The sequence below is a fragment of the Rhizobium sp. 01T417 genome, assembly GCF_056398905.1.
In genome coordinates this window covers 1-22602 of record NZ_JBFTQH010000050.1, presented here as the reverse complement: position 1 = coordinate 22602, position 22602 = coordinate 1, and the positions used below count along the sequence as shown (strand labels likewise).

At 62.4% G+C, this 22602-nt stretch carries 20 protein-coding genes and 11 pseudogenes; 25 read left to right on the top strand and 6 right to left on the bottom strand.

The window, feature by feature from the left end:
* Positions 1–2: 2 nt before the first annotated feature.
* Positions 3–2141: a transglycosylase domain-containing protein gene (locus AC1DPR_RS28470; RefSeq protein ID WP_113471200.1), complete on the bottom strand. Its 2139-nt coding sequence runs from the start codon at positions 2139–2141 to the stop codon at positions 3–5.
* Between the two features lie 187 nt (positions 2142–2328).
* On the opposite strand from AC1DPR_RS28470, the gene AC1DPR_RS28465 reads away from it, so the two are divergent.
* Complete coding sequence (locus AC1DPR_RS28465) at positions 2329–2817, top strand: YcgN family cysteine cluster protein (protein WP_169682928.1); 489 nt, start codon at positions 2329–2331, stop codon at positions 2815–2817.
* Here the strand turns inward: AC1DPR_RS28465 and AC1DPR_RS28460 are convergent.
* Complete coding sequence (locus AC1DPR_RS28460; RefSeq protein WP_113471199.1) at positions 2810–3379, bottom strand: TetR/AcrR family transcriptional regulator; 570 nt, start codon at positions 3377–3379, stop codon at positions 2810–2812. The two genes, AC1DPR_RS28465 and AC1DPR_RS28460, sit on opposite strands and share 8 nt — an antisense overlap.
* Positions 3380–3483: 104 nt before the next feature.
* Here AC1DPR_RS28460 and AC1DPR_RS28455 point away from each other — a divergent pair, with 104 nt between their 5' ends.
* The gene (locus AC1DPR_RS28455) at positions 3484–4398 is read left to right on the top strand and encodes an SDR family oxidoreductase (protein WP_113471203.1); all 915 of its coding nucleotides are present in this window, start codon (positions 3484–3486) and stop codon (positions 4396–4398) included.
* Between the two features lie 6 nt (positions 4399–4404).
* On the opposite strand, the gene AC1DPR_RS28450 is transcribed toward AC1DPR_RS28455, so the two are convergent.
* Positions 4405–4749, bottom strand: coding sequence for an MmcQ/YjbR family DNA-binding protein (locus AC1DPR_RS28450; RefSeq protein ID WP_018860044.1), 345 nt, complete (start codon positions 4747–4749; stop codon positions 4405–4407).
* Between the two features lie 231 nt (positions 4750–4980).
* On the opposite strand from AC1DPR_RS28450, the pseudogene AC1DPR_RS28445 reads away from it, so the two are divergent.
* The 3 genes and pseudogenes from AC1DPR_RS28445 to AC1DPR_RS28435 all read left to right on the top strand — a co-directional run.
* Positions 4981–5253: pseudogene (locus AC1DPR_RS28445) on the top strand (phage terminase large subunit family protein); the annotation flags it as partial.
* 284 nt (positions 5254–5537) lie between these two features.
* A complete protein-coding gene (locus AC1DPR_RS28440; protein ID WP_113471198.1) occupies positions 5538–6224 on the top strand; it encodes a lysozyme family protein in 687 nt (228 codons plus the stop codon).
* Positions 6225–6243: 19 nt separating this feature from the next.
* Positions 6244–6552: a Dabb family protein gene (locus AC1DPR_RS28435; protein ID WP_018860049.1), complete on the top strand. Its 309-nt coding sequence runs from the start codon at positions 6244–6246 to the stop codon at positions 6550–6552.
* Between the two features lie 50 nt (positions 6553–6602).
* On the opposite strand, the gene AC1DPR_RS28430 is transcribed toward AC1DPR_RS28435, so the two are convergent.
* The gene (locus AC1DPR_RS28430; protein ID WP_113471197.1) at positions 6603–7583 is read right to left on the bottom strand and encodes an SDR family oxidoreductase; all 981 of its coding nucleotides are present in this window, start codon (positions 7581–7583) and stop codon (positions 6603–6605) included.
* A 237-nt stretch (positions 7584–7820) separates the two neighbouring features.
* Between AC1DPR_RS28430 and AC1DPR_RS28425 the strand changes: the two genes are divergently transcribed.
* The 8 genes and pseudogenes from AC1DPR_RS28425 to AC1DPR_RS28390 all read left to right on the top strand — a co-directional run bounded on the left by AC1DPR_RS28425 (position 7821) and on the right by AC1DPR_RS28390 (position 12895).
* On the top strand, positions 7821–9077 hold the full coding sequence (locus AC1DPR_RS28425; RefSeq protein WP_113471196.1) for a sensor domain-containing diguanylate cyclase: 1257 nt from the start codon (positions 7821–7823) through the stop codon (positions 9075–9077).
* 72 nt (positions 9078–9149) lie between these two features.
* Positions 9150–10296, top strand: a pseudogene (locus AC1DPR_RS28420) (phage portal protein).
* 174 nt (positions 10297–10470) lie between these two features.
* Positions 10471–10787 (top strand): annotated as a pseudogene (locus tag AC1DPR_RS28415) (DUF6107 family protein); the annotation flags it as partial.
* A 30-nt stretch (positions 10788–10817) separates the two neighbouring features.
* Positions 10818–11144, top strand: a pseudogene (locus AC1DPR_RS28410) (HK97 family phage prohead protease); the annotation flags it as partial.
* Positions 11126–11393 (top strand): annotated as a pseudogene (locus AC1DPR_RS28405) (phage major capsid protein); the annotation flags it as partial. The pseudogenes AC1DPR_RS28410 and AC1DPR_RS28405, both read left to right, overlap by 19 nt.
* A gap of 77 nt (positions 11394–11470) precedes the next feature.
* Positions 11471–12072 (top strand): annotated as a pseudogene (locus AC1DPR_RS28400) (head-tail connector protein).
* Positions 12039–12373 (top strand): annotated as a pseudogene (locus AC1DPR_RS28395) (phage head closure protein). Before AC1DPR_RS28400 ends, AC1DPR_RS28395 begins: the two co-directional pseudogenes overlap by 34 nt.
* 99 nt (positions 12374–12472) lie before the next feature.
* A complete protein-coding gene (locus AC1DPR_RS28390; RefSeq protein WP_113471195.1) occupies positions 12473–12895 on the top strand; it encodes a DUF3168 domain-containing protein in 423 nt (140 codons plus the stop codon).
* Here the strand turns inward: AC1DPR_RS28390 and AC1DPR_RS28385 are convergent.
* A complete protein-coding gene (locus tag AC1DPR_RS28385) occupies positions 12892–13284 on the bottom strand; it encodes a GFA family protein (protein WP_018860054.1) in 393 nt (130 codons plus the stop codon). The two genes, AC1DPR_RS28390 and AC1DPR_RS28385, sit on opposite strands and share 4 nt — an antisense overlap.
* Positions 13285–13381: 97 nt before the next feature.
* Positions 13382–14596 (bottom strand): MFS transporter, encoded by a 1215-nt coding sequence (locus AC1DPR_RS28380; RefSeq protein WP_113471194.1) that lies wholly within the window; start codon positions 14594–14596, stop codon positions 13382–13384.
* A 180-nt stretch (positions 14597–14776) separates the two neighbouring features.
* Here AC1DPR_RS28380 and AC1DPR_RS28375 point away from each other — a divergent pair.
* The 12 genes and pseudogenes from AC1DPR_RS28375 to AC1DPR_RS28320 form a co-directional block, all read left to right on the top strand.
* Positions 14777–14899, top strand: a pseudogene (locus AC1DPR_RS28375) (phage tail tube protein); the annotation flags it as partial.
* Positions 14899–15114: pseudogene (locus tag AC1DPR_RS28370) on the top strand (gene transfer agent family protein); the annotation flags it as partial. The pseudogenes AC1DPR_RS28375 and AC1DPR_RS28370, both read left to right, overlap by 1 nt.
* Positions 15115–15540: 426 nt before the next feature.
* Positions 15541–16419 (top strand): phage tail protein, encoded by an 879-nt coding sequence (locus tag AC1DPR_RS28365; RefSeq protein ID WP_477817676.1) that lies wholly within the window; start codon positions 15541–15543, stop codon positions 16417–16419.
* 26 nt (positions 16420–16445) lie between these two features.
* Positions 16446–16820: a hypothetical protein gene (locus AC1DPR_RS28360; RefSeq protein ID WP_477817675.1), complete on the top strand. Its 375-nt coding sequence runs from the start codon at positions 16446–16448 to the stop codon at positions 16818–16820.
* 177 nt (positions 16821–16997) lie between these two features.
* Positions 16998–17213, top strand: coding sequence for a hypothetical protein (locus AC1DPR_RS28355; RefSeq protein ID WP_018860058.1), 216 nt, complete (start codon positions 16998–17000; stop codon positions 17211–17213).
* Positions 17214–17381: 168 nt separating this feature from the next.
* A complete protein-coding gene (locus AC1DPR_RS28350) occupies positions 17382–17630 on the top strand; it encodes a hypothetical protein (protein ID WP_018860059.1) in 249 nt (82 codons plus the stop codon).
* Positions 17631–17682: 52 nt separating this feature from the next.
* A complete protein-coding gene (locus AC1DPR_RS28345; RefSeq protein WP_018860060.1) occupies positions 17683–18354 on the top strand; it encodes a response regulator transcription factor in 672 nt (223 codons plus the stop codon).
* Positions 18344–19747, top strand: a complete 1404-nt coding sequence (locus AC1DPR_RS28340; RefSeq protein ID WP_018860061.1) for a sensor histidine kinase — start codon at positions 18344–18346, stop codon at positions 19745–19747. Before AC1DPR_RS28345 ends, AC1DPR_RS28340 begins: the two co-directional genes overlap by 11 nt.
* A gap of 116 nt (positions 19748–19863) precedes the next feature.
* Positions 19864–20280, top strand: coding sequence for a hypothetical protein (locus tag AC1DPR_RS28335; protein ID WP_113471193.1), 417 nt, complete (start codon positions 19864–19866; stop codon positions 20278–20280).
* A gap of 109 nt (positions 20281–20389) precedes the next feature.
* Positions 20390–21511, top strand: a pseudogene (gene ccmI, locus AC1DPR_RS28330) (c-type cytochrome biogenesis protein CcmI); the annotation flags it as partial.
* 319 nt (positions 21512–21830) lie between these two features.
* On the top strand, positions 21831–22283 hold the full coding sequence (gene ccmE, locus AC1DPR_RS28325; protein ID WP_025661001.1) for a cytochrome c maturation protein CcmE: 453 nt from the start codon (positions 21831–21833) through the stop codon (positions 22281–22283).
* Positions 22280–22602: pseudogene (locus AC1DPR_RS28320) on the top strand (heme lyase NrfEFG subunit NrfE); the annotation flags it as partial. The gene ccmE and the pseudogene AC1DPR_RS28320, both read left to right, overlap by 4 nt.

The following is a 22602-nucleotide window of genomic DNA, read 5'->3' as shown; positions in this document are numbered from 1 at the left end:
CCTTAGTCGGCGCTCGCCACCTTTTGCGCGGCAAGCGGGGGCGCCGCCTTCAGCGCCTGGCCAAGGTCCTTGAGAATGTGCGTGGACTCGACCGTGAGCATCCGGGGGCGGACGAGGGGCGGCGGGCTGCCCTCCGCCGGCTTGGCGGCGGCGACCGTTTTTGCCGTCTTGTCGGGCGGCAGCGGCTGCGTGCCGGGGATCTGTCGAAGCGTGATGCCCTGGTGCGCATAGTCCATGGCACGCTTGAAGGTCATGGCCGGCAGCGAGCCGCCGGTCATCTCGTTGGTCGAGGTATAGTCGTCGTTGCCAAACCAGACGGCGCACGTGTAGTTGCCGGTGTAGCCGATGAACCAGGCGTCGCGGTACGCCTGCGTCGTGCCCGTCTTGCCGGCTGTCAGAATGCCGTTGTCGAGCGCTGCCTTTCGCGCCGTTCCGACATAGGGGACGCGGGACAGCATCTGGTTCATGTAGGTGTCGGCCTTCTCGGAGAGCACGCGCTTGGCGGGCGGCTCGTCACGGTCGAAGTCGTAGAGGACGTCGCCGCCGTAATCGAGGACCTGCGTGATGCCGTGACGGCGCGACTGGTAGCCACCTGCCGGGAAGACGGCATAGGCGGTCGCCTGGTCGAGCACCGTCACCTCGGAGGTGCCGATCGGGATCGTCACGTCGTCGCGCACGGGCGACTCGACGCCGAGGTTCTTCGCCATGGCCCGGATCGGCTGGATGCCGAGCTTTTCCTTGGCAAGGCGCACTGGAATGGTGTTGATCGACTGGGCGATGGCAGTCGCAATGGTGACGCGGCCGGCGTACTTATTGGCGTAGTTGCGAGGGGCCCAGTTGCCCCAGTAGATCGGCGCGTCGACGACGATGGTATCGGGCGTCATGCCGCTCTCCATCGCCACCGAATAGGTGTAGACCTTGAAGGATGAACCCGGCTGCCGCAGCGCCTTGGTGGCACGGTTGAACTGGCTTTCGCCGTAATCCCGGCCGCCGACCATGGCCCGCACCGCGCCGCCGTTTTCGATCACCACCATCGCGCCCTGTTTGGCGTGATAGCGCTCGCCATATTCGCGCAGCGACGTTTCCACTGAATCGTCGGCCGCGCTCTGCAGCCCCATGTCGATCGTGGTCCTGACGACGAGCGAATGCTGGGGGAAGCGCGGCGACAGGCGCATGACCTCGTCAAAAGCCCAGTCGAGGAAGAAATCGGGTGATTCCACCTGGTTGCGGTCGACGACCGTCGCCGGATTACGCCGGGCGGCGATCACCTGGCCCTCGGTCATCAGGCCGCTTTGCACAAGGTTGGTCAGCACCTCGTTGGCGCGACCGCGCGCCGCCGGCAGGTTGACGTGCGGCGCATATTTCGCCGGCGCCTTGAACAGGCCGGCGAGCATTGCGGATTCAGCCAGATTGACGTCGGTGATGCTCTTGCCGAAGTAGAACTGCGCCGCTGCGGCAGCGCCGAAGGTGCCACCGCCCATGTAGGCGCGGTCGAGATAGGTGGAGAGGATTTCCTTCTTGGAGAGGTTGGCTTCGAGCCACAGCGCCAGGAAGGCTTCCGTAATTTTTCGGTCGATCGAGCGTTCGTTGGAAAGGAACAGGTTCTTGGCGAGCTGCTGCGTCAATGTCGAGCCGCCCTGTACAACTTCGCCGGCCTGGGCGTTGGTAACAAGCGCGCGGAAGAGACCGATGACGTCGATGCCGAAGTGATCGAAGAAGCGCCGGTCCTCGGTCGCAAGCACTGATTTGATCAGCGCGTCGGGCAGTTCGTCGATAGGCACGGAGTTCTGGTGGATGACGCCGCGATGGCCGATGACGTTGCCATAGCGATCCAGGAAGGTGACGGCGTAGTCGCCGCGATTGCGCCAATCTTCCTTGGTAGCTTCAAAGGCAGGCTGGGCGAGGGCGAGCATCAGGACGGCGCCGACGGAACCCCATGTCAGGCCTTCGCCGGCCAGTTCGAAGACAATGCGCTTCCAGCCGCGAACGCGGAAGCGGCGGAAGAAGATGGTGATGTCTTCCCAGATTTCGGCCGAGCGAAAACCGGCATTCCAGATGGTCGAATCGATCCACGAGTCGATCTTCAAAAGCAGGTGGCGTTGCTTGCGCGGCCGTTTTTCTGGATTGTCCGGATCCGTCACGTCTTATATTCCCGCCCGATCAGTCACTTCGACGTCGGAGGAACCTGACGCCGGACTATGGAAAATCTGCCGACAGTGCCCCGGAGTAACCGGAGCTTGGTGAATCATTGGTTGATTTGGCTGACAAGAACAAGAGAAATGGAAGCTCTCACGCGATTTTGCGCGGAGCTGTTGCAAGAACGGAATGATGGAAGAAGTACCCTTCTGGAAGACGAAGACGCTCGCCGAGATGACGACGACCGAATGGGAGAGCGTATGCGACGGCTGCGGCCTCTGTTGTCTCAACAAGCTCGAGGAGTGGGATAGCGGCGACATCTACTTCACCTCGATCCGCTGCAAGCTGCTCGACGACCACAGCTGTCGCTGTTCCTCCTACGAGAACCGCTGGGATTTCGTGCCCGATTGCGTCCAGCTCTCCAAGGAAAACGTCGACGAGATCGCTTGGCTGCCGCCGACCTGCGGCTACCGGCTGATCAACGAGGGGCGCGATCTTTACTGGTGGCATCCCCTGGTTTCTGGCGATCCCGAGACTGTGCATGCCGCCGGCATTTCGGCGCGCGGCCGGACGATTGACGAAACCGAGGTCAAGGTCGACGACTTTGAGGATTATGTGGTGGATTGGCCGCTGACAGTGGGCGACGAGGCGCAGGCCCAGCAGCCGGAGGCGGCTAAGTAGTCGCTGGCTGAGCGACCGTCTCAAGGAATTCTCTCAGCTCAGCGCGAACATAGTCTTCGATCGAGCCTTGCGGCTCGAAGCCCCACCAGAGCAGGCAGCCCTGCCACTGCGACAGAATCAGCCGTCCGAGCGGCGTTTTGCCTTGGGCGCCGAGGGATCGGTCGAGCGCTGCCGCCAGTGTCTTTCCCCAGGCAGCCCCACGAGCACGCAAGGCCGGGTCGCGCAGATCTTCCCGCAGTACCAGCAGGCCTTCAGCGTAGGACGCGGCATCGTCGCCGTAATCCCTGGAAAGGCCGGCGAGCAAGTTGATGGCGCCTTCGGGTGTCTCGGGAAGAGACTGGATCTGCCGGGTCGTCTCCATGTCCAGCCGGTCCCAGGCGCGCAGCAGGCAGGCCCGCAGCATTGCAGCCTTGGTGCCGAAGCGCTGTACCAGCGTCGAGCCGGAAAGGCCGCTGATCTTCGCCACCGCGCCGAAGCTTGCCGCGTCAGGACCTTCCGAATGGACGAGGCCGAGCACCATGTCGAGAAGCTGTTCGTCGGAAAGCGTACGGGGTCGCGGCATGAAAATTCCTCTTGTGTTCGCGACGAATATGAACGAACGTTCGTTTATATTCAAGTGCAATGGCGAACACCCATTGCGCCTGGTCCAGCGTGGAGGACAAGCACGTGACAGCAGCGCTTTCAGGAAAGATCGCCCTTGTGGCCGGAGGCACGCGCGGCGCAGGTCGCGGGATCGCCTTGGAACTCGGGGCCGCCGGGGCAACGGTCTACGTTACCGGCCGCACGACGCGGGAGAAGCAATCGGAGTATGGCCGCCCGGAGACGATCGAGGAGACCGCCGAGATGGTAACCGCTGCGGGCGGCGAGGGGATCGCGGTTCGCGTCGATCATACCATGCCTTCGGAAGTCGAGGTGCTGGTCGAAAGGATCCGCCGCGAACAGGGCCGGCTCGATATCCTGGTCAACGATATCTGGGGCGGCGAACATCTGACGGAATGGAACAAGCCGGTCTGGGAGCACTCGCTCGACAAGGGGCTGCACATGCTGCGGCTGGCGATCGACACCCATCTGATCACCGCGCATTTCGCGCTGGCGCTGATGGTCGAGCACCCCGGCGGGCTGCTGGTCGAACTGACCGACGGCACGGCCGAATACAACGCCACGCATTACCGCCTCTGCCCATATTACGACCTCGTCAAGACGGGCGCCATCCGCATGGCCTGGGCGCATGCCAAGGATCTTGCGCCGCATGACGCGACGGCTGTGGCGCTGACGCCCGGCTGGATGCGCTCGGAAATGATGCTCGATATCTTCAATGTGCGAGAGGAGAACTGGCGCGACGCGACGTCCGTGCAGCCGCATTTCATCATCTCCGAGACACCGCGCTTCACGGGCCGGGCGGTGGCAGCCGTTGCCGCCGATCCAGAACGCGTCCGCTGGAGCGGCCAGTCGCTGTCGAGCGGCGGGCTCGCCAAGATCTACGGCTTTGACGATGTGGACGGCTCGCGGCCGGACTGCTGGCGGTACATGGACGAGGTCATGGACGCAGGCAAAGCCGCCGACGCTACCGGCTATCGTTGATTCGATCTAGCCGGATGGAATGACAACGAATTGTCTTTGCAGGGTTTTTGGCGCGGCGTTCTGCCATGACTTGCGCACGAGGCCATGCACGAGTTCGTCGCTCGCCTTGCCGTAGAAAAGCCGGGTCGAGCCGCGCAGTCCCCAGCCGCCCGGCACCGCGGCCGTGTCGTCGGGCGCCACCGCCAGCGTCATGTGTTGCTGGTCGGGCGTCAGGCGGACGACGCAATAGTCTTGTTCCGGCACCGTCAGGAATATCTTGCTGCGCACGCGAAAATCGCGCGTGCCATGATGCGCGCTCTCGACCGCCTCCGGCAGGCTGAGCGCAAAGGAAATGAGCTCTTCCTGGTTCATGGCGATAAAATTAGCACATGCTGATGGATGTGGACCAATCAGAAAAACTCAAGCAGTCCGGTGGCTTTGGAAAATTTTCACTTGATAGGAAAATAATCCTTGACGGCGTGACGGTCGTTTGATAGGGTTATGGCATAGTCGGAAAGTTGCGGGCGCGGCGGAGTGCCGAGGCAAAGCTTTTCGGATCTGAAAGCCGGGCGTTCGACCCGGCTTTTGTGTTTCTGGCCGCCATCGATGCTGAAAAGCATCGACGAGAGCCTGCCGGTCTCGACCGTGCGCGCGACGCGCGGTAAGTACCTCAGGGCCGAACCGGTTGCCGCACTCTACGAACAGGGGCGCGTTGCCCATGCCGGGCGCTTCGTCGCGCTGGAAGACCAGATGTGCAACTTCGGCCCGGACGGGCTTTCATCCGGCCGTTCGCCCGACCGGCTGGATGCGCTGGTCTGGGCGCTGACGGCACCGATGCTGGAGGGATACGGAGAACGCCGGGTGAGGGGTGTCTGAGGACTAGCGTTGAGGTTGCTGTTGTGCTGGGCGTGGCGACTGCGGCTCCGGGCGAACTTGACGCCACTCGTTTTCGAGCTGGTCGACGACATGCTGGGGAATGGTCGGCTGATTGCTGTTGGCCGGCTGCTGCATGCTCTCCTCCGAGGCTGGATTTAACGGTGAGTTAATCACTGGCACGGCTTAAACTACGTGTAAATCAGGCGCTTAAACACTTTAAACGATTGAATTAATTTTAATCGATTGAGACGTAGAACGCCGTACCACTTTTTGAGGCTGGTATTATGGTTATCCACATCGACAGGCCCTTCTTTTTCAACACTGTGCGCCATGCGCTCTTTAAGGGAGCGCTTAATCAGCCGCAGGTGGAGGGCATGACCGCGATTCTCGATTTCTGGGAAACGCGAATGGCTGAGGCCGATCCGCGCTGGCTCGCCTACATCATGGCGACCGCCTACCACGAGACGGCCTATACGATGCAGCCGGTGCGCGAGACGCTGGCGACGACCGACGCAAGGGCGATTGAGATCCTGGAAAATGCCTATGCGTCAGGCAAGCTCTCCTGGGTGAAGACGCCTTACTGGCGGCCAGACGAGGACGGCAAGTGCTGGCTCGGCCGCGGCCTGGTGCAGCTCACCCACAAGCGCAATTACGAGGCGATGAGCTTGCTGACCGGCATTGATCTCGTGGCCGAGCCCGACCGGGCGATGGAGATGGACGCCGCCGTTTCGATCCTGATCGAAGGTATGGTCCAGGGCTCTTTCGCCACTCATAAGCTCGCCGACCACCTGAACGAGACGACGGAGGACTGGGTCAATGCGCGCCGCATCGTCAACGGTACGGACCGGGCGGAAAAGCTCGCCGGCTACGGCAAGACCTTCCTTGCGGCCATCCGTCGCGAACGGCCGGCAGGTGCGCTTGCGCGGTTGAAGGCCTGGCTCCTGCGTGCTATCGCGCGGGTCTTCGGCTAGACGCTCACAGGAGTTCCGCGTGATCCGCCACATCGTCTTCTTCACAGCGCCCGCGGACCAACTGGAAAAGGTGCGCGCCGGCCTGTCGATCCTGACGGCGATCCCGCACGCCCGCCTGCTGGAGATCGGCACCAACATCAAGACCGACCAGCTAGGCACCGATGTCGACCTCGTTGTCTACGGCGAATTCGAGGACGAAGCTGCTCTTGCCGCCTACAAGGCGCATCCAGACTACCAGCGCTCCATCGACCTCGTGCGCCCAATCCGCGAAATGCGGATGGCGGCGGATTACGAGAGCAACACGGCGGTGAAGCGGCCGCTGCGCTGATGCAGCCTGCCCTCCAATGCGCCAGTTAGGGATGCGGTTGGACGGCAGGCCTAGCCGAGAGCGCTCTGCGCGGCGCAGATCCTGTCGACCAGAGCATCGAGTTCACCCTTCGGTGGACGATTTTTGGCGAGGCGCTGCTTCAGGTGCATGATGGGCTCGGCGAGGATCTCATCCAGGCTTTCAGCACAGGTGAAGTCACCTGCGACCTGCTTGACCTTCGAATTGTCGAAGATCGCAGTCCAGGCCTTGTCGCCGATCAAGGGACCTTCCCAGGCCGGATTATACTTGATCAGGGTGTCGGTCGGCACGTGAACGATCTTGGCCTCGACGCCGAGCAATCTGCCGATCGCCCTTTGGATATCGTTCCAGATATGCGCGCGGTCGGAGGTGATGTGGAAAACATCGCGAAGCGCCGCCTTCTTGCCGAAAAGCCTGACGAAAGGCACTGCGAAATCGACCGAGCGGGTCAGTGTCCAGGGCGTGTGGCCGTCGCCTGCCACGATGGTGGGCTCGCCGTCCAGCATGCGCCTTGCCATGATGTCGCTATCGCCCAACATCATCGGCACACCGGTGCGTACCGTGTGGCTGGGGCGGACGATCGTCCAGGCCAGGTTCTCGGATTTCTTGAGCAGTTCCTCGCAGGCAATCTTGGCCTGGCTGTAGGGCCAGTACGGATTGATCGCCGGTGTCTTCTCGGTAATCACATAGTGACGTGGCGGCTTCTCATAGACCGAGGCCGAGGAGATGAAAATGTACTGACCGCATTGCCCCGTAAACACCTCGATGTCGCGCGTAATCTGGTCGGGCGTGAAGGCGATGAACTGGCATACGACGTCAAAGTTGGCCCTGGCGAGATCCGCGTAGGCGGTCGATCCAAGTTCACCCACGATCGAGGTCACGCCTGCAGGCAAAGGGTCTTGTCTCAGGCCGCGGTTGAAAACGCTGACATCATGACCCTCGGCAACGGCGCGCTCGACGCATGGGTAAGAGATTTGGCCGGTGCCGCCAATGAAAAGGACTTTCAAAGCCATCTGGAAACCTCGGTATCTGACAGGCGGGATCTAGGGTCCCCTTCATAGCGTGAAAGGACCCGGGCGTCTCGCGTTAATCTGGCTAGGCTATGGCGCCCCCAGACGGCAAGCAGGGAGGCCTGCATCTCCCGTCCCACTCTGACAAGCCATCGATAATGTGATGGGGAAAGCGGTATTGAATTTCTTCACGAATGTATGAGACGCATGCTATCTCAGCTGGGCTAGGAGCGATGCTGCATGGTGGTTGTGAGGGCTTTCGGGACGTCGTGCTTGGACCCGAAAAAGCGGGAAATCGAGCGTCTCGCGGCGCTGGAGCAGCTTGACCTCCTCGATACCCCGAAGGACGAAGGTTTCGAGCGCATCGTGCGGCTGATCAAGGAGATCTTCGCGGTCGAGATCGGCCTTGTGTCCCTCATCGACGCGCATCGGCAATGGTACAAGGCATGTTCTGGGCTGGCGGCGGACGAGGTTCCGCTCGAAGATACGTTCTGCCGTTACGTGGTCGACCATGAGGAACCAATTTTCGTACAGGATGCGACCCGCGATCCGCGGTTCGCGCACAACCCGGCCGTAACGGGAGAAAGCCACGTGCGGTTTTACGCCGGGGTGCCTTTGAAAACCAAGAGTGGCCACGTTATCGGAACGGTATGTGCGATCGATCGCCGCCCCAGATCGTTCGGGTCCAGGGATCTTTCTGTTCTCCACGAACTGGCGGGCGTGGCGATGGACCGGATCGAGCTGCTGCAGTCGGCCGCGACCGATAGCCTGACGGGCACGCTTACCCGCCGTGCCTTCCGGCAGGAGGCCGATCAACTTCTGTCGCTTGCCCTGAGACACCAGCATGACCTGTCCTGCATTGTTCTGGACATCGACCGCTTCAAGAGCGTCAACGACACCCATGGCCACGCCGCGGGGGATCAGGTGCTCCATGCGGTCACCGAAACCTGCAAGGCGAGCCTGCGGGCGGGAGATCTGTTCGGCCGGCTCGGGGGAGAGGAATTTGCCATTCTCCTTCCGCATATCAATCGCGAAGAGGCGTTCGCGGTCGCCGAAAAGGTAAGGATGGCGATCGCGTCCCGGCCGATCCGAGGAGCTTTCGGCGACTTGAACGTGACAGCAAGTTTCGGCATTTCGGCGCTTTCGATCATCACCAGGGATATCGAGACGCTGTTGGCTCAGGCCGATGCCGCAATGTACCACGCCAAGCACAACGGTCGAAACCGATGCGTGTCGTGGAACTCTATCGGCGCTGATGGTCCGACTGGTTCGCGCCGTCGCGTCCTGAAAGCGGGGTCCATCATGTTCAACGACCGCCGCTCGACGATCGACTGCACCATACGCTCGCTCGGTACCGACAGCGCCGGGCTCTCCGTCTCCAATTCCGCTGGCATACCTGCGGAATTCGTCCTGATCATCAAGGGCGAGGGTTTCGAGACCAAGTGCCGGATCGTGGCGCAGGACCGGCAAACCATAGAAGTCGCCTTCAAGGCCTGATCGGGCTCCACCTGCGATTGGCTGTCGCCACGCCGCAGGCTTGAGAGTCCGCCTAACTCCGGGATACCAACCATGAGATTGAGATCATTGCTGCCGTGGAGCTCCGCGGCGGGTCGCAGGACCGTGCCCGAGAAGAAGGCCGCAGGTGGCTTCATGTCGCTTGCCGCAGGGGGGCGGGCGAGTTGGACGGGGCGCTCCTATGCGGCACTGTCGCGCGAGGGCTTCATGAAGAACCCGGTCGCACACCGCAGTGTCAGGCTAGTGGCGGAAGCCGCAGCCTCGGTGCCGTGGCTGCTCTACGAGGGCGATCATGAGCGGCCGGATCATGCCATCCTCTCTCTGCTCGGCCAGCCAAACGGACGCATGGGTCGCCGATTTCTTCGAGGCGCTCTATGGGCACCTGCTGCTGTCGGGCAATGCCTATGTCGAGCCGCTGATGGTCGGCGGAAATGTGCGTGAGCTGCACCTGCTGCGGCCTGATCGCATCGGTATCGTCGAGGGCAGGGATGGGTGGCCCGAGGCTTACGACTATCGCGCCGGCGGTTCCGTGCGACGCTCTCCGGCGGAGACGGAGGGGCTGGGGCTAATGCATCTGAAGCTCTTCGATCCACTCGACATCATCTCGGTTTCCCGCCGCTTGCGGCCGCCCAAGTGGCGCTCGATCTCTCCAATGCGGCGGCGACCTTTAACAAGGCGCTGCTCGACAATTCGGCCCGCCCGTCAGGCGCGCTGGTCTACCAGCCGAAGGAGGGCGGCAATCTCTCGCCCGACCAGTACGAGCGGCTGAAACAGGAACTCGACGAAGGCTATTCCGGCCCGATGCGCGCCGGACGCCCGCTACTCCTCGAGGGCGGGCTCGACTGGAAGTCGATGGGGCTGTCGCCGAAGGACATGGATTTCGTCGAGGCGCGCTGCCCGCGACATCGCGCTTGCCTTCGGCGTGCCGCCGATGCTGCTCGGCATTCCCGGCGACAACACCTATGCCTATTACCAGGAGGCGAACCGCGCCTTCTATCGGCTGACCGTGCTGCCGATGCTGACCCGCACCGCGGCCTCGCTTTCCGCCTGGCTCTCCGGACATTACGAAGACCGCCTGCGGCTTGAGTCCGATCTCGACAAGGTGGCCGGGCTTGCGGCGGAACGCGATCAACTATGGACAAGGTTGGGAAGCGCGGCGTTCTTCACGGGCGAGGAGAAGCGCCAGGCGGTGGGGTATTGAAAGCCTGCGCCGGCGCATGAATCAAACTCTGAGCGCCTGGACTCAATGTTCGAGCAAACGCACCCAAGCGATTCAAAAGATTCGCTGAAGTGCGAGGACGGCACCCCGAATACGGCGGCGCGAAGTCGTGACCGCCGGTCGGCTGCCGTTCTTCGCCAACCAAGGATCCCTGCGATGACAGACCTTTCCAACGATGCCGGGCTCTGGGCGACCAGGGCGCTCGGCGCGTCGGCGGGGGCAGCGGTGTCGCTCGTCTATCTCCTGCCGAAAAGCCGACGGGAGGCTGCGAGCCGTTTCTTCACCGGCCTTGCCTGCGGGACGATCTTCGGCGGCCCGACGGGTATCTGGATTGCCGAAAGGCTGGCGCTGGCGGATCGCCTCTCGGCCTCTGAGGTCGTGCTGTCGGGTCGGCGGCGGCAGGCATCTGTGCCTGGTGGGGTCTCGGCATCCTGTCGCGCCTCGCCGGACGATACGGCGCGCGGGCGCTAGCCGGAATAACAGTTTACAACGAGGAGAATATCATGACCGCAAGCCGCGCGCTGGTGCGATCACCCATGGGCGCGGATACGCGCAAGTTCGCCAATCTGGAGCTGAGGGGGCTGAAGCGCGACGGCAGCTTCTCCGGCTATGCCAGCGTCTTTGGCGAAGTCGATCTCGGCAAGGATGCCATCGAGCGCGGCGCCTTCCGCAAGTCGCTGGCTGAACGCGGGGCGTGCGGCGTGCGCACGCTCTTCCAGCATGACCCGGCAGAGCCGATCGGCGCCTGGAAGACCATCCGCGAGGATAGCCGCGGTCTCTTTGTCGAGGGCATGCTTGCCGAGGGTGTGGCCCGGGCGCGCGAGGTGCACCAAAGGCGGCTTCGCTCGTCGGCTTCCCTGTTGTCGAGGCCGAGGACATGCCCGATATCGCGGCCAACGCGCTGTCGATCGCCTTCGGGGACTTCCGCGCCGGCTATCTCGTCGTCGACCGCACCGGCGTGCGTGCTGCGCGATCCCTATTCCGCCAGGCCTTACGTGCTCTTCTACACAACCAAGCGAGTCGGCGGCGGAGTGCAGAATTTCGAGGCGATCAAGCTCATCAAGTTCGCCGTGAGTTGATCGGGGCAAGGCGGGTGCGGCCACTATCCGTATCCGCCTGCCGAATATGCCTGCATCAAACCAATCCAAGATCGTCCATGACTTTTGCACTGATTACCCCACCTTCGGCGGAAGCGCTGACGCTTGCGGAAGTGAAGGCCCATCTGCGGCTTGATGACGGCAGCGAAGATGCGCTGCTGGCCTCGCTGATCAGCGTCGCCCGCGAGCATCCGGAGCGCACGACGGGCCTCTGCCTGATCACCCAGGTCTGGCGCCTCCATCTTGAATCGTTACCTGAAGATCGCGTGATTCAGATTGCCAAGGGACCGGTGCAAGCGGTTGAAAGCCTGAGCATTTACGATGAGGTGGGCGAGGAAGTGGTGTTGCCCGCGGCCGGCCATGTGCTTGACGGTACTGCCCGGCCGGCGCGTCTGTGCTGGCTCGAAACTTGAACCCTGCCATTGCCGCAAGCGGCATCGAGATCGATTTTTCCGCCGGCTTCGGCGAGAGCGGTGCCGAGGTGCCCGACACACTGAAGCGGGCGATGCTGATGCATGTCGCCCAGATGTTCGCCTTCAGGGGCGCCGTCGCCGTCGAGGACCAGCCAGCAGACGTACCCGCTGGTTACAACCGATTGGTGGCGCCGTTCCTGATGCGGAGGCTCCGATGCGATCCGTCTTCTTCGATCCCGGCCAGATGACCGCGCGCTCGACCTGGAGGCGCCGGAAGAAGCGCCGGACGGGCAGGGTGGCGCGACCGTCACCTTTGCCGCAATTGCTTCCATGTGGGCGCGGATCGAGCCGGTGAGCGAAGTGCGCGAGGAGCGGGCGGGCGCGGATGTTTTCACGCTGACCCACCGTATCTGGCTGCGGTTCCGCAGCGACATCAGGGCCGGGATGCGGCTGCGCAAGGGCGATCGGCTGTTTGCCATCGGCACCTGGCGCGATCCGGATGAGACCGGCCGCTACCTCTGCTGCCTCTGCGAGGAAGAGTTACGATGAGCACTGCCCTTTCGATCACGCTCCGCGATCTGGCGGCGATCCTGGCGCGGCTAGCTAGAGATACCGCAGGTAATTCGCCGGCAAACGGAGGCGAGAGCCATGAGCGCAGCCAATGAACTGCTGACGGGTATCCATGCACGCCTGACCGGCGACGCAGAGCTTCTCGTCATGATCGGCGACGACGGTATCCGCGATCGGCTGGTGACCGGGCGAAAGCTTCCTTGCGTGCTGATCGGCGAACTCGTCAGCAACGACTATTCGACTTCGACCGAGAGAGGCGAGGAGCATTTGGTGTCGCTCGAAATCTGCTTCGACGTGGGTGGGCGAAGGCAGGCGCAGCTGGTGGCCTCGCGTCTCCACGCCCTGCTGCAGGATGTGGCGCTCGATCTTGGAGCGTATCACCTCGTCAGCCTGCTGCATCTCAGGACGCAGAGCCGCCGCGAACCGAAGACGAAGCTCTATGTCGCCGAGTTGCGCTATCGGGCTGTGACGGAGCCGCCGCTGCATAGCGACGCAACCTAGGCCTCGAAGCGGCTCGTGGCGTCGCGGTCGCCTTCGTATCGTCTCGCCAGCGGAAACGGCGGCAGCCACGACTCGCGGCGGATGGTCCAGAGTTCGTAAGTTGGCTGTAACTGGTCGGGAGCATCGAGCGATCCGAGGTTCACTTCGACCTCATCCCCGGAGCGCCCGAAAACCGGGGAGCCGCAGCGGGGGCAGAAGAACCGCCCGTCGTACTCACCTGTCTCGCCTTCGACCGTCACCGCATCCTGAGGAAAGATCGCGGATGCGTGAAAGAGTGCGCCATGATGCTTGCGGCAGTCGAGACAATGACAAATGCCGACCCGATAGGGGCGTCCAATAGCCACGAGGCGGACATTGCCGCAGCGGCAACCGCCAGTGAACCGGTCCATGTTGTTTCTCCTCCAAGATCAAGCGGTGGGCTGCTTATGAAGAAGATGGGAAGGTGACCTGAAATGTCCCGCCCATCGCAGCAACTGCCTGCATCTCTCAGGCCGGTTCGTATACCCTGGTCGCTGCCTTGACCTGCGCAGCCAGCGTCAGCACGAAGCCGAGCGAGATGACGGCGAGCGCGGCGCATGTCGCGATTGCGGTTCCGGCACCGGCGCGATCGAGGATCGCCGTGAAGACGACGGGTGCGATGGCATTGGCGAGGTTCTGCGGCAGCGACAGGCGGGCTGATTGCAGCCCGAATTCGCGCGGCGAGAACAGGGCGAGCGGCAGCGGGGTGCGGGCAACGGTCATGACACCGGAGCCGAAGCCATAGAGCAGGATGAAGGTGACGAGCAGTGGCGTCGAGGGCGGGATCAGCAGCATCATCACGAAGCTTGAGACCATCAGGCTCACGCCCATTGCGGCGCTGAGGATCGGATTGCCGCGACGCCCGAGGAGCATATCCAGGATGCGGGCGGAAATGCCGATCACGCCGCGTGCCGAACCGAGCTGCAGCGCCAGCGCAGGCGAGGCGCCTGACTGACGCAGTATTTCGAGCAGCGATGGCGACACCCCGAAAGTCACGAAAGTCGATATCGTCGTTGCGGCGGCAATCAGCAGGAAGGCCTTGCGCTGTCCCGCAGGCGAAAGCGGCACCGGCGTTTCCTGTGCGGCGCTGCTGTCCGCAGTAAAGGCGATCGGCTTCGGCAGGGCGAAAATATGCAGCGGCAGGCAGACGAAAAACTGCAGCGCCGCGCAGATGAGAAACGTCATGCGCCAGCCGACGCTCGCGTTCAGCTGACTGAGGATCGGCCAGAAGATCGCGCTCGAAAGGCCGGTGAACAGCATGAGGATGGCAATCACCCGTTTGCTGTCAGGTCCGGCTCGCTCGACGACGGCGGTATAGGCCGGAGCGGAAAGACCGAAGGCGCCGCCGGCGCCGATCGCAATCCAGGCAAGTCCATAGAGGACGAGGCCGTGCGCGGCTGACAACAGCAGCAGGCCGATCGTGAAGGTAATCGACGCGGCGGCGAGCACGCGGGCGGCTCCATGCCGGGCGAGCAGGCGGCCCGTCGCAGGGCCGACAAGGGCGCTGACGACCATCATGATGCTCAACCCGCCGAAAACCACCTCATTCGGCAAGCCGAGATCCGGCGCGATGACGCGCCCCATGACACCGAGCATGTCGAAGGTACTGCCCCAGCCAATCAGCTGGGTGACGGCAAGCACGGCAATCGTCTGCACCGAGCGCAGGGGGATGGATCGAGACATGGAGGGCTTTGACGCGAACGGGGTGGGGGCGGGCAAGGTCGTAGCAGCTTCGCCGGCTGGTTGAAAGTGACAAGTGGATGACACCAAGGGCGCCGGCTGCGCCTGTTTCCTCGAAGGGATCGGACAACGGTGGCGCAGAAGGGCAAGGACCTGCTCCTGAAGATATTCAACGGTACGGCTTACAAAACGGTGGCGGGGCCGTTCCAGGCGAGCGCGCTCGAATATTCCGGCCAGTATAATGGCGAGGTGATGTTCGAGCTGGCGCTGGAATCGGCCGGCGTCATCAGCTTCGAGGCGCTCTGATGCGGGCGGCGGGGGCAAGGGCGAACCGGCGCCGCGGCGAGATCGAGGCTGTCATCGATGGTGAACAGCGGATCCTCTGCCTCATGCTTGACGCGTTGGCGGAACTGGAGACAGCGTTCTCCGCGGACAATCTCGTCGGTCTGGCCGAGCGCTTCTCGCGCGGACAGCTGAAGGCAGCCGACATGATCCGTATCATCGGCGCCGGTCTTCGCGGCGGCGTCGGAAAGTGCAGCTCCCTATTTTTCCAACCGAAGCCGAGCCGACACCATGCAGCGGCGTTTCCTGGAGGCGCATCACGCGTCGTGGACCAGCGGTGGTCCTCCGGCCGGAATGGTCGATCCGGCGCACCTTTTCGTCTGGTCGTGGGACGCGCGGCCTTTTCCGGCCTTTCCGCGCTGAATACATCGACATGGAGTGACGGCGCCAACTGGAGGATTGGGCATTGGCTGAACGGCAGGCTCGGTGGTGGCACTCCGGCGGAGGTCGTGGCCGCGGTGCTGCGGGAACACGGCTTTGACGATTTCGACGTATCGGAGGTCAGCGGCGATCTGTCGGGGTATGTGCAGGGGGACTCCGCGCGCAGCCTGATCTAGCCACTCCAGGAAGCGTTCCGGATCGATGCGATCGAAGATGCGGGGCTTTTGCGTTTCCGGTCCCGCATGCGGACAAGCCTGCCGGCGCTGCCAGTCGAAATTCTTGTGGACCGCGAAGACGAGCCGCTGTGGCAGGAGACGCGTGGTCATGACAGCGATTTTGCCGCAGAAGCCTTGCTGAGCTTCTACAACCCCGACCTCGATTATGAGCAGGCGAGCGCCCGTTCCCATCGCGTGGCGCAATCGACGAACCGGATCATTCAGCAGCATCTCACAGCCGTCGTACCTGAGGAGACGGCGCTTGCCGCTAACGAGGCGTTGTTGCGCGACAATCGCATTGCCCGGCGCTCCATCCGGTTCTCACTGCCGCCGAATGAGATGCGTATCCAGACTGGCGATATCGTTACACTCCCAGACGGACCCCACGGTCGCTTCCTGATCACCCGCGTCGAAGATGGGGACGCCCGCCGGGTCGAGGCGCGCGAATTTGCGGCCTCGGTCGATAGGAGTGCAGGGACGGTTACTGGTGCAAAGCCGAGCGGCGAGGGCGGCTCGAACCTGTTTTCTCCCGTCGTTCAGCTGATGGATCTGCCGCGATTCGATGGCAGCGATCCTTCGAGCTTCGCCCGAGGCGCAGCCTTTGCAAAACCGTGGACAACAATCGGGCTATCGTCGTCTGCTACGAGCGAGGGTTACAAGGGCAGGGTGCTACTCGATCGGCCGGCCCGCATTGGCTCATTGACATGCGCGCTCGCGGCAGGGGTTGTCGGCCGCTTTGACTGGTCACTCCCGCTCGAACTTGATCTGCCATATGGCGGCCTGGCTTCGGCACCGGCGACCTCAGTTCTGAATGGCGCCAACCTTATGGCGCTCTTGTCGGTCAACGGTGCCTGGAAGTCCTGGCGTTCCGGGAGGCCGAGGAGGTAGAGAGTGGGCGTTGGGCGCTGCATGGCTTGTTACGGGCGCTTGCCGGCACCGAGGATGCGATGCTTTCCGGGGCAGCAGTCGGCTCGGCCGTCGTGCTGCTCGACGAAGCGGTCAAGCCGCTCGGCCTCGGCAGCGACGAAATGGACCTGCGGTTGAATTGGATCGCCGAAACGGCCTCGTCGGCTGGGAAGGCCGGCCCCTTTGCCTTCGAGGGAGGCCTGCGGGCACTGACGCCGCTTGCCCCCGTCCACATCAGATGCGCGCGCAACGACGATGGCGTGAAGGTCCCTGGATCCGGCGCGGGCGCGACAGCGCCGACAACTGGCTCGCCGCCGAAATTCCGCTGGATGAGCCGTTTGAACGCTACCGCGTCGAGATTATGGACGGTGACGCGGTTCTGAGAGTAAGCGAATCCGACAGGGCGGAGTGGGTTTATCCCACCGCTGACGAACTCGCCGATTTCGGCCATCCGCAAAACAGCCTCAGCCTGCGTGTCCGGCAACTTGGGGAACGTGTGTCGCTCGGCATTCCGGCGCACGCGACATGTGTTGTGTGAATTTCATCTTGAAGGAGAGAAAATGATAGATCTGAAGAATTGGTACAGTTCGAAGACCATTTGGGGCGCGCTGATTTCAATCGTCGCATCTGTGTTGCATTTTGTCAGTATCGACCTTGGTGCGACGGACAAGAGCCAGTTGGTCGACACAGTCGTCAACATAGCTGGCGCACTCGGCGGCCTGCTCGCTGCTTACGGGCGTGTCACCGCCAAGGCGACCATCAAGTCCGTTTCTTGAATCCGGCGCGGCGAGCGGAAAGCTTCGTTCGCCGACCGGACTTTTGAACACGCCTGGCGTGAATTCGGAATTGTTCTAAATATCAAGGATTACAAGGCATTCATTTGCCATTCAGGTCTCTTGAGTACATAGTCTGGGCCAAGTTAGTATCCATTGAAAGCATTGCACATGGCCTCTCCCTTGAGCGTCGCAGCGCTAGCCGCCGGGCTGGCGATAACGTCGCCCTCACCGGATAATCCGCGTACCTTGACGGTGCGTGTTGCAGGCGATTGCAGCGAGGCCGCGCGTGAGGTTGTGGAAAAAACGGGAGGTCAGCTCCTTTCCGTTCAGCCTGCTGGCGACAGCTGCATCATCACCGTCCTCGTCCAAGGCAACGGACAGCGCCCGCGTAAAGTGACCGTCAAGGTTCCGATGTAGGCAGAATCGCCCTATCTAGACGCCAAGAGATCAAGCGGAGCAAAGCGGACCGATGCGCATTCTGGTAGTCGAAGACGATGTCAACCTGAACCGGCAGCTCAGCGACACGTTGAAGGAAGCCGGTTACGTCGTCGATCAGGCCTTTGACGGCGAGGAGGGCCACTTCCTCGGCGATACCGAGCCTTATGACGCGATCATTCTCGATATCGGACTGCCGGAACTGGATGGCGTCACAGTGCTCGAAAAGTGGCGTGGCGCAGGTCGCGGCATGCCCGTGCTGATCCTGACGGCGCGCGACCGCTGGAGCGACAAGGTCGCGGGCATCGACGCCGGCGCGGATGACTACGTCACCAAGCCGTTCCATGTCGAGGAAGTGCTGGCACGCATCCGCGCCCTGATCCGCCGCGCGGCGGGGCATTCCTCGTCCGAGATCATCTGCGGCCCCGTGCGGCTCGATACCAAGAGCTCAAAGGCGACAGTCAATGGTGTGGCGCTGAAGCTGACCTCGCATGAGTACCGGCTGCTGTCCTATCTCATGCATCACATGGGGGAAGTGGTTTCGCGTACCGAGCTGGTCGAACATATGTACGATCAGGATTTCGACCGCGATTCCAATACGATCGAGGTTTTCGTCGGGCGCCTTCGCAAGAAGATGGGCGTCGATCTGATCGAAACGGTGCGCGGGCTCGGCTACCGCATCCAAGCGCCGAACAATGCGAATTAAATCGCTTACTGCACGCGTCCTGCTGCTGACCACGATCTGGTCGACTGTCGCGCTTGTCGTCATCGGGTTGCTGATCTCGACGCTCTACCGAAAGAGCGCGGAGCGCGGCTTCCAGGACCTTTTGCGCGCCCAGCTCTATAACGTCGTCAATTCCGTTACGATCGGCGACCAAGGGGCGCTCAGCGGCAGCCCGCAACTTGGCGACCTGCGTTTTGCGCAGCCGAAGACGGGCTGGTATTGGGTCGTCGAACCACTCGGCACCTACACGGCGCCGCCGCTCGTGTCGCCCTCGCTGGGTTCCGCGTCGATCCCTGTACCTTCTGTTCTCGAAGCGCCCTTCGACAAGAATTATGAGCGCTACTATCAGGTGACGGATGCTGCGGGGAATCGGATCCAGGTTGCCGAGACCGAGGTCGTGCTGGATACTGACGGTCGCGCCGCCCGCTTCCGCGTGACCGGCAACGTTGATGTTGTCGAGAACGACGTTCGCAATTTCTCCCATAGCCTTTACCTGGCGCTAGCCGGCTTCGGTGTCGGCAGCCTGATCGTCAACGCACTGGCGATTCTCTACGGCCTCAAGCCGCTCGACAAGGCGCGCGCCGCGCTCGAGCGAATTCGCGCCGGCGAGAGCGAGCAGTTGAAGGGCGATTTTCCGCGCGAAATCCTGCCGCTCGCCAACGAGGTCAACGCGCTGATCGACAGCAATCGCCGCATTGTCGAGAGGGCGCGCATGCAGGTCGGCAACCTTGCCCACTCCCTGAAGACGCCGATTGCCGTGCTGCTCAACGAGGCGCGCGTGCTGGAACGCACGCACGGCGATCTCGTGCGCGGCCAGGCTGAGGCGATGCAAGGCCAGGTGCAGTCGTATCTGAACCGTGCCCGCATTGCGGCGCAACGCGAATCCGTGCTTGCCCGCACCGACGCCGAACCCGCTCTTGAGCGCCTGGTGCGCGTGATGCGGCGCTTGAACCCCGACAAGCAGTTTGAACTCACGGCGGCGCAGCCACATGTTGCGGTCGCCATGGAACAGCAGGACCTAGAAGAGATCGTCGGTAACCTTTTGGAGAACGCCGCCCGTTTCGCGGCGACCAAGGTTCGCGTTTCCGTCGCGGAAGCACCGGAGGAGGTCAAGGGCACGGAAGGCAGCGGGCGTCGCCACTGGGTCGAGCTCGTTGTCGAGGACGATGGGCCAGGACTTGAGCAGGATCAGGTTCGCGAGGCGCTGAAGCGCGGCAAGCGGCTGGACGAAAGCAAACCGGGTACCGGCCTTGGACTTTCGATCGTGACGGAGATTTCCAACGAGTATCAGGGGCGGCTCGAATTGTCCCGCGGCGAATGGCAGGGATTGAAGGCCCGGCTTATTTTGCCTGGCATCACAAAGGATGTTGCGTGAGCATTTGCTTGATGTCACATAGACATAGGCGATTGCATAGCATGCTTTGCCTTATTGCCGACACGGCTTGGTGCGCGTGTGGCTGCGTAATTGACACCTAATTCTGGTTCGGCTGAATGATGCTACGTTCGCAAGGCATGATCGTTTCCTCGCTTCTTGTCGCCATCACGCTTTCAGCGTGCCAATCGACAAAAAGCGGTGGCTTTTTCTCGAGGAAACCTCCTGCTTCGGCTACCTATATCGCGGCGTTGCAGGGCGGCATCATCGGTCGCAGCGGCGTGGATATCAGCGACAGCGACCTCCAGCGCGCCCTGGAAGCCGAGTATCGCGCGCTGGAAAGTGCTGCAGTCGGACAGCCTGTTGTCTGGAGCGGGCGCAATGTCAGCGGCAGGGTCGTCGCGTCTGCACCCTACCAGGTCGGCTCGCAGAACTGCCGTCAGTATACCCATAGCGTGACGATCGGCGGCAAGGAAACGGTGGCGCGCGGTTCCGCCTGCCGAAACGATAATGGCAGTTGGTCGCCCCTCGGCTGAGCGACGGCAGAATTAACTGCTCGGGCCATGTTGCGGCCAAACGCCTCAAATAATCGTCATTGCGGCTTTGCTTGTTGGAATAGATGTTCGCTTCGAGTATTTGGCATCTATGCTTTTCTGGATTCTTGTGGCCGCTCTGACGGCCGCCGTCGCTGCCGTTCTGCTTTACCCGCTTCTGCGTGACACGAGAGCGGTCGATGACGCGCATGCCGGGGAGGCTGCCGTCTATCGCGATCAGTTGCGGGAACTCGATCGCGATCTCTCTGGTGGGCTGATTTCAGAGGATGAGGCCGATTACGCGCGAGCCGAAATTGGCCGGCGCCTGATCACTGTCTCGGCCGCGCCGGTCATCGATCGCAAGGCCTCGAAACATCACCGTCTTTCCGAGGCGTTCGTGCTGTTGCTCCTGCCGATGGTGGGGCTCTGTCTTTACATTTTTGTTGGGCGACCCGATTTGCCGTCGCAGCCGCTGCAAGCCAGACTTGAGAATCCCGGCAACGATATGGCGATCCTGGTCGCCAAGGCCGAGCGGCACCTGGCGCAAAATCCCGATGACGGCAAGGGCTGGGACGTCCTGGCACCGATATACTTCAACACTATGCGTGTCGCCGATGCCGAGAATGCCTATCGCCGCGCGATCCGTCTGCTCGGGCCGAGCCCGGCGCGGCTGGACGGCCTTGCCGAGACGCTGATGGCGATCTCGGACGGTGTGGTCACCGAAGATGCGCGCAAGGTGTTGGAGCAGTCGCTTCAGCTAGATCCCGACAATCCGAAGGCCCGGTTCTACATTGCGCTTAGCATGGAGCAGGCTGGTCAGGCAGCAGAGGCCAAGGTCGCCTTCGAGGCGCTCGCGAAGCAATCGCCGGCCGACGCGCCCTGGTTGCCGCTGGTCGCCGAACACATTGCGAAGAATGGCGGCGCGCCGCCGAGCGGTGCCGCGCGCGTGCCGGGTAATCCGACGCAGGCTGAGGTTGCCGCTGCGGAGAGCATGACTCCGGGCGACCAGCAACAGATGATCCGCGGCATGGTGGAGAGCCTTGATGCCAAGCTGACCCAGGACCCGAACAATCTGGAAGGCTGGCTACGGCTTGTCCGCTCTTATGTCGTATTGAAAGACACGGATCGCGCAGTTGCGGCTCTGAAGCGCGGACTGGCAACGTTTCCGGCCAGCAGCGGACAAGGCAAGCAACTCCTTGCGCTGGCGCAAGAACTTGGCATTGCGATGGATGGCGGCGTGTCGCCGAGCGGCGCCGCGAGCGCGCCCGGTAATCCCACCCAGGCTGAGGTTGCCGCAGCCGAGAGCATGAGTGCCGGTGACCAGCAACAGATGATCCGCGGCATGGTGGAAAGCCTTGATGCCAAGCTTACCCAGGACCCGAACAATCTGGAAGGCTGGCTGCGGCTTGTGCGTTCTTATGCCGTATTGAACGAAAAGGCGCACGCGGTCGACGCGTTGCAGCGTGGACTCGCGGTATTCCCTGCGACGGGCGAACAAGGAAAGCAACTGGTCGCACTGGCGCGCGAACTTGGCATTGAGAGGGAATGACGGAATGACACGCAAGCAAAAGCGCCTCGCGGTGATCGGTGGCGGCATGAGCTTCATCATTGCCGCCGTGCTGCTCGTCATGTTCGCCTTCAGCCAGTCGGTGGCCTATTTCTATATGCCTGCGGATATCGCCAAGAACCCGGTGCCGCCTGGAACGCGCATACGTCTCGGTGGCCTGGTGGGCGAGGGCAGCATCGTGCGCGGGGGGGGATCGACAGTGCAGTTTGCGGTGACCGATGCGACCGGCGATCTGGTCAGGGTACGATATACCGGCATTCTTCCCGACCTCTTTCGCGAGGGCCAGGGCGTGGTGACCGAGGGGCGTTTCGAAACGGGCAGCGACGTCTTCACCGCCGATACGGTGCTGGCCAAGCACGACGAGAAATACATGCCGAAGGAAGTCGCCGACAAGCTGAAGGCCCAAGGGCTTTGGAAGGAAGGAGAGGCGGTGCAATGATCATCGAGATCGGCCACTATGCCCTGATCCTGGCGCTGGCGACGGCGCTCGTGGTTTCGGTTGTTCCGGTGATCGGTGCAAGGCGCCTCGACCGTGCGATGATGGATCTGGCCTCTGTAGGGTCCCTGGCGATGTTCGCGCTGGTGGCGTTCTCCTTCGGAGTTCTGACCTACGCCCACGTCGTCTCCGACTTTTCGGTCGCCAACGTCTGGGAGAACTCCCATTCGCTTGTGCCGCTGCTGTTCAAGTTGTCAGGCGTCTGGGGCAATCACGAGGGCTCGATGATGCTCTGGCTGCTGATCCTGGTGCTGTTCAGCGC

Bases quoted from the DNA above. Each gene is read 5' to 3' on its own strand.
- AC1DPR_RS28465 (WP_169682928.1), top strand. From the start codon at position 2,329: ATGGAAGAAGTACCCTTCTGGAAGACGAAGACGCTCGCCGAGATGACG.
- AC1DPR_RS28460 (WP_113471199.1), bottom strand. From the start codon at position 3,379: ATGCCGCGACCCCGTACGCTTTCCGACGAACAGCTTCTCGACATGGTG.
- AC1DPR_RS28450 (WP_018860044.1), bottom strand. From the start codon at position 4,749: ATGAACCAGGAAGAGCTCATTTCCTTTGCGCTCAGCCTGCCGGAGGCG.
- AC1DPR_RS28440 (WP_113471198.1), top strand. From the start codon at position 5,538: ATGGTTATCCACATCGACAGGCCCTTCTTTTTCAACACTGTGCGCCAT.
- AC1DPR_RS28430 (WP_113471197.1), bottom strand. From the start codon at position 7,583: ATGGCTTTGAAAGTCCTTTTCATTGGCGGCACCGGCCAAATCTCTTAC.
- AC1DPR_RS28425 (WP_113471196.1), top strand. From the start codon at position 7,821: ATGGTGGTTGTGAGGGCTTTCGGGACGTCGTGCTTGGACCCGAAAAAG.
- AC1DPR_RS28390 (WP_113471195.1), top strand. From the start codon at position 12,473: ATGAGCGCAGCCAATGAACTGCTGACGGGTATCCATGCACGCCTGACC.
- AC1DPR_RS28385 (WP_018860054.1), bottom strand. From the start codon at position 13,284: ATGGACCGGTTCACTGGCGGTTGCCGCTGCGGCAATGTCCGCCTCGTG.
- AC1DPR_RS28380 (WP_113471194.1), bottom strand. From the start codon at position 14,596: ATGTCTCGATCCATCCCCCTGCGCTCGGTGCAGACGATTGCCGTGCTT.
- AC1DPR_RS28355 (WP_018860058.1), top strand. From the start codon at position 16,998: ATGATAGATCTGAAGAATTGGTACAGTTCGAAGACCATTTGGGGCGCG.
- AC1DPR_RS28350 (WP_018860059.1), top strand. From the start codon at position 17,382: ATGGCCTCTCCCTTGAGCGTCGCAGCGCTAGCCGCCGGGCTGGCGATA.
- AC1DPR_RS28345 (WP_018860060.1), top strand. From the start codon at position 17,683: ATGCGCATTCTGGTAGTCGAAGACGATGTCAACCTGAACCGGCAGCTC.
- AC1DPR_RS28340 (WP_018860061.1), top strand. From the start codon at position 18,344: ATGCGAATTAAATCGCTTACTGCACGCGTCCTGCTGCTGACCACGATC.
- AC1DPR_RS28335 (WP_113471193.1), top strand. From the start codon at position 19,864: ATGATGCTACGTTCGCAAGGCATGATCGTTTCCTCGCTTCTTGTCGCC.
- ccmE (WP_025661001.1), top strand. From the start codon at position 21,831: ATGACACGCAAGCAAAAGCGCCTCGCGGTGATCGGTGGCGGCATGAGC.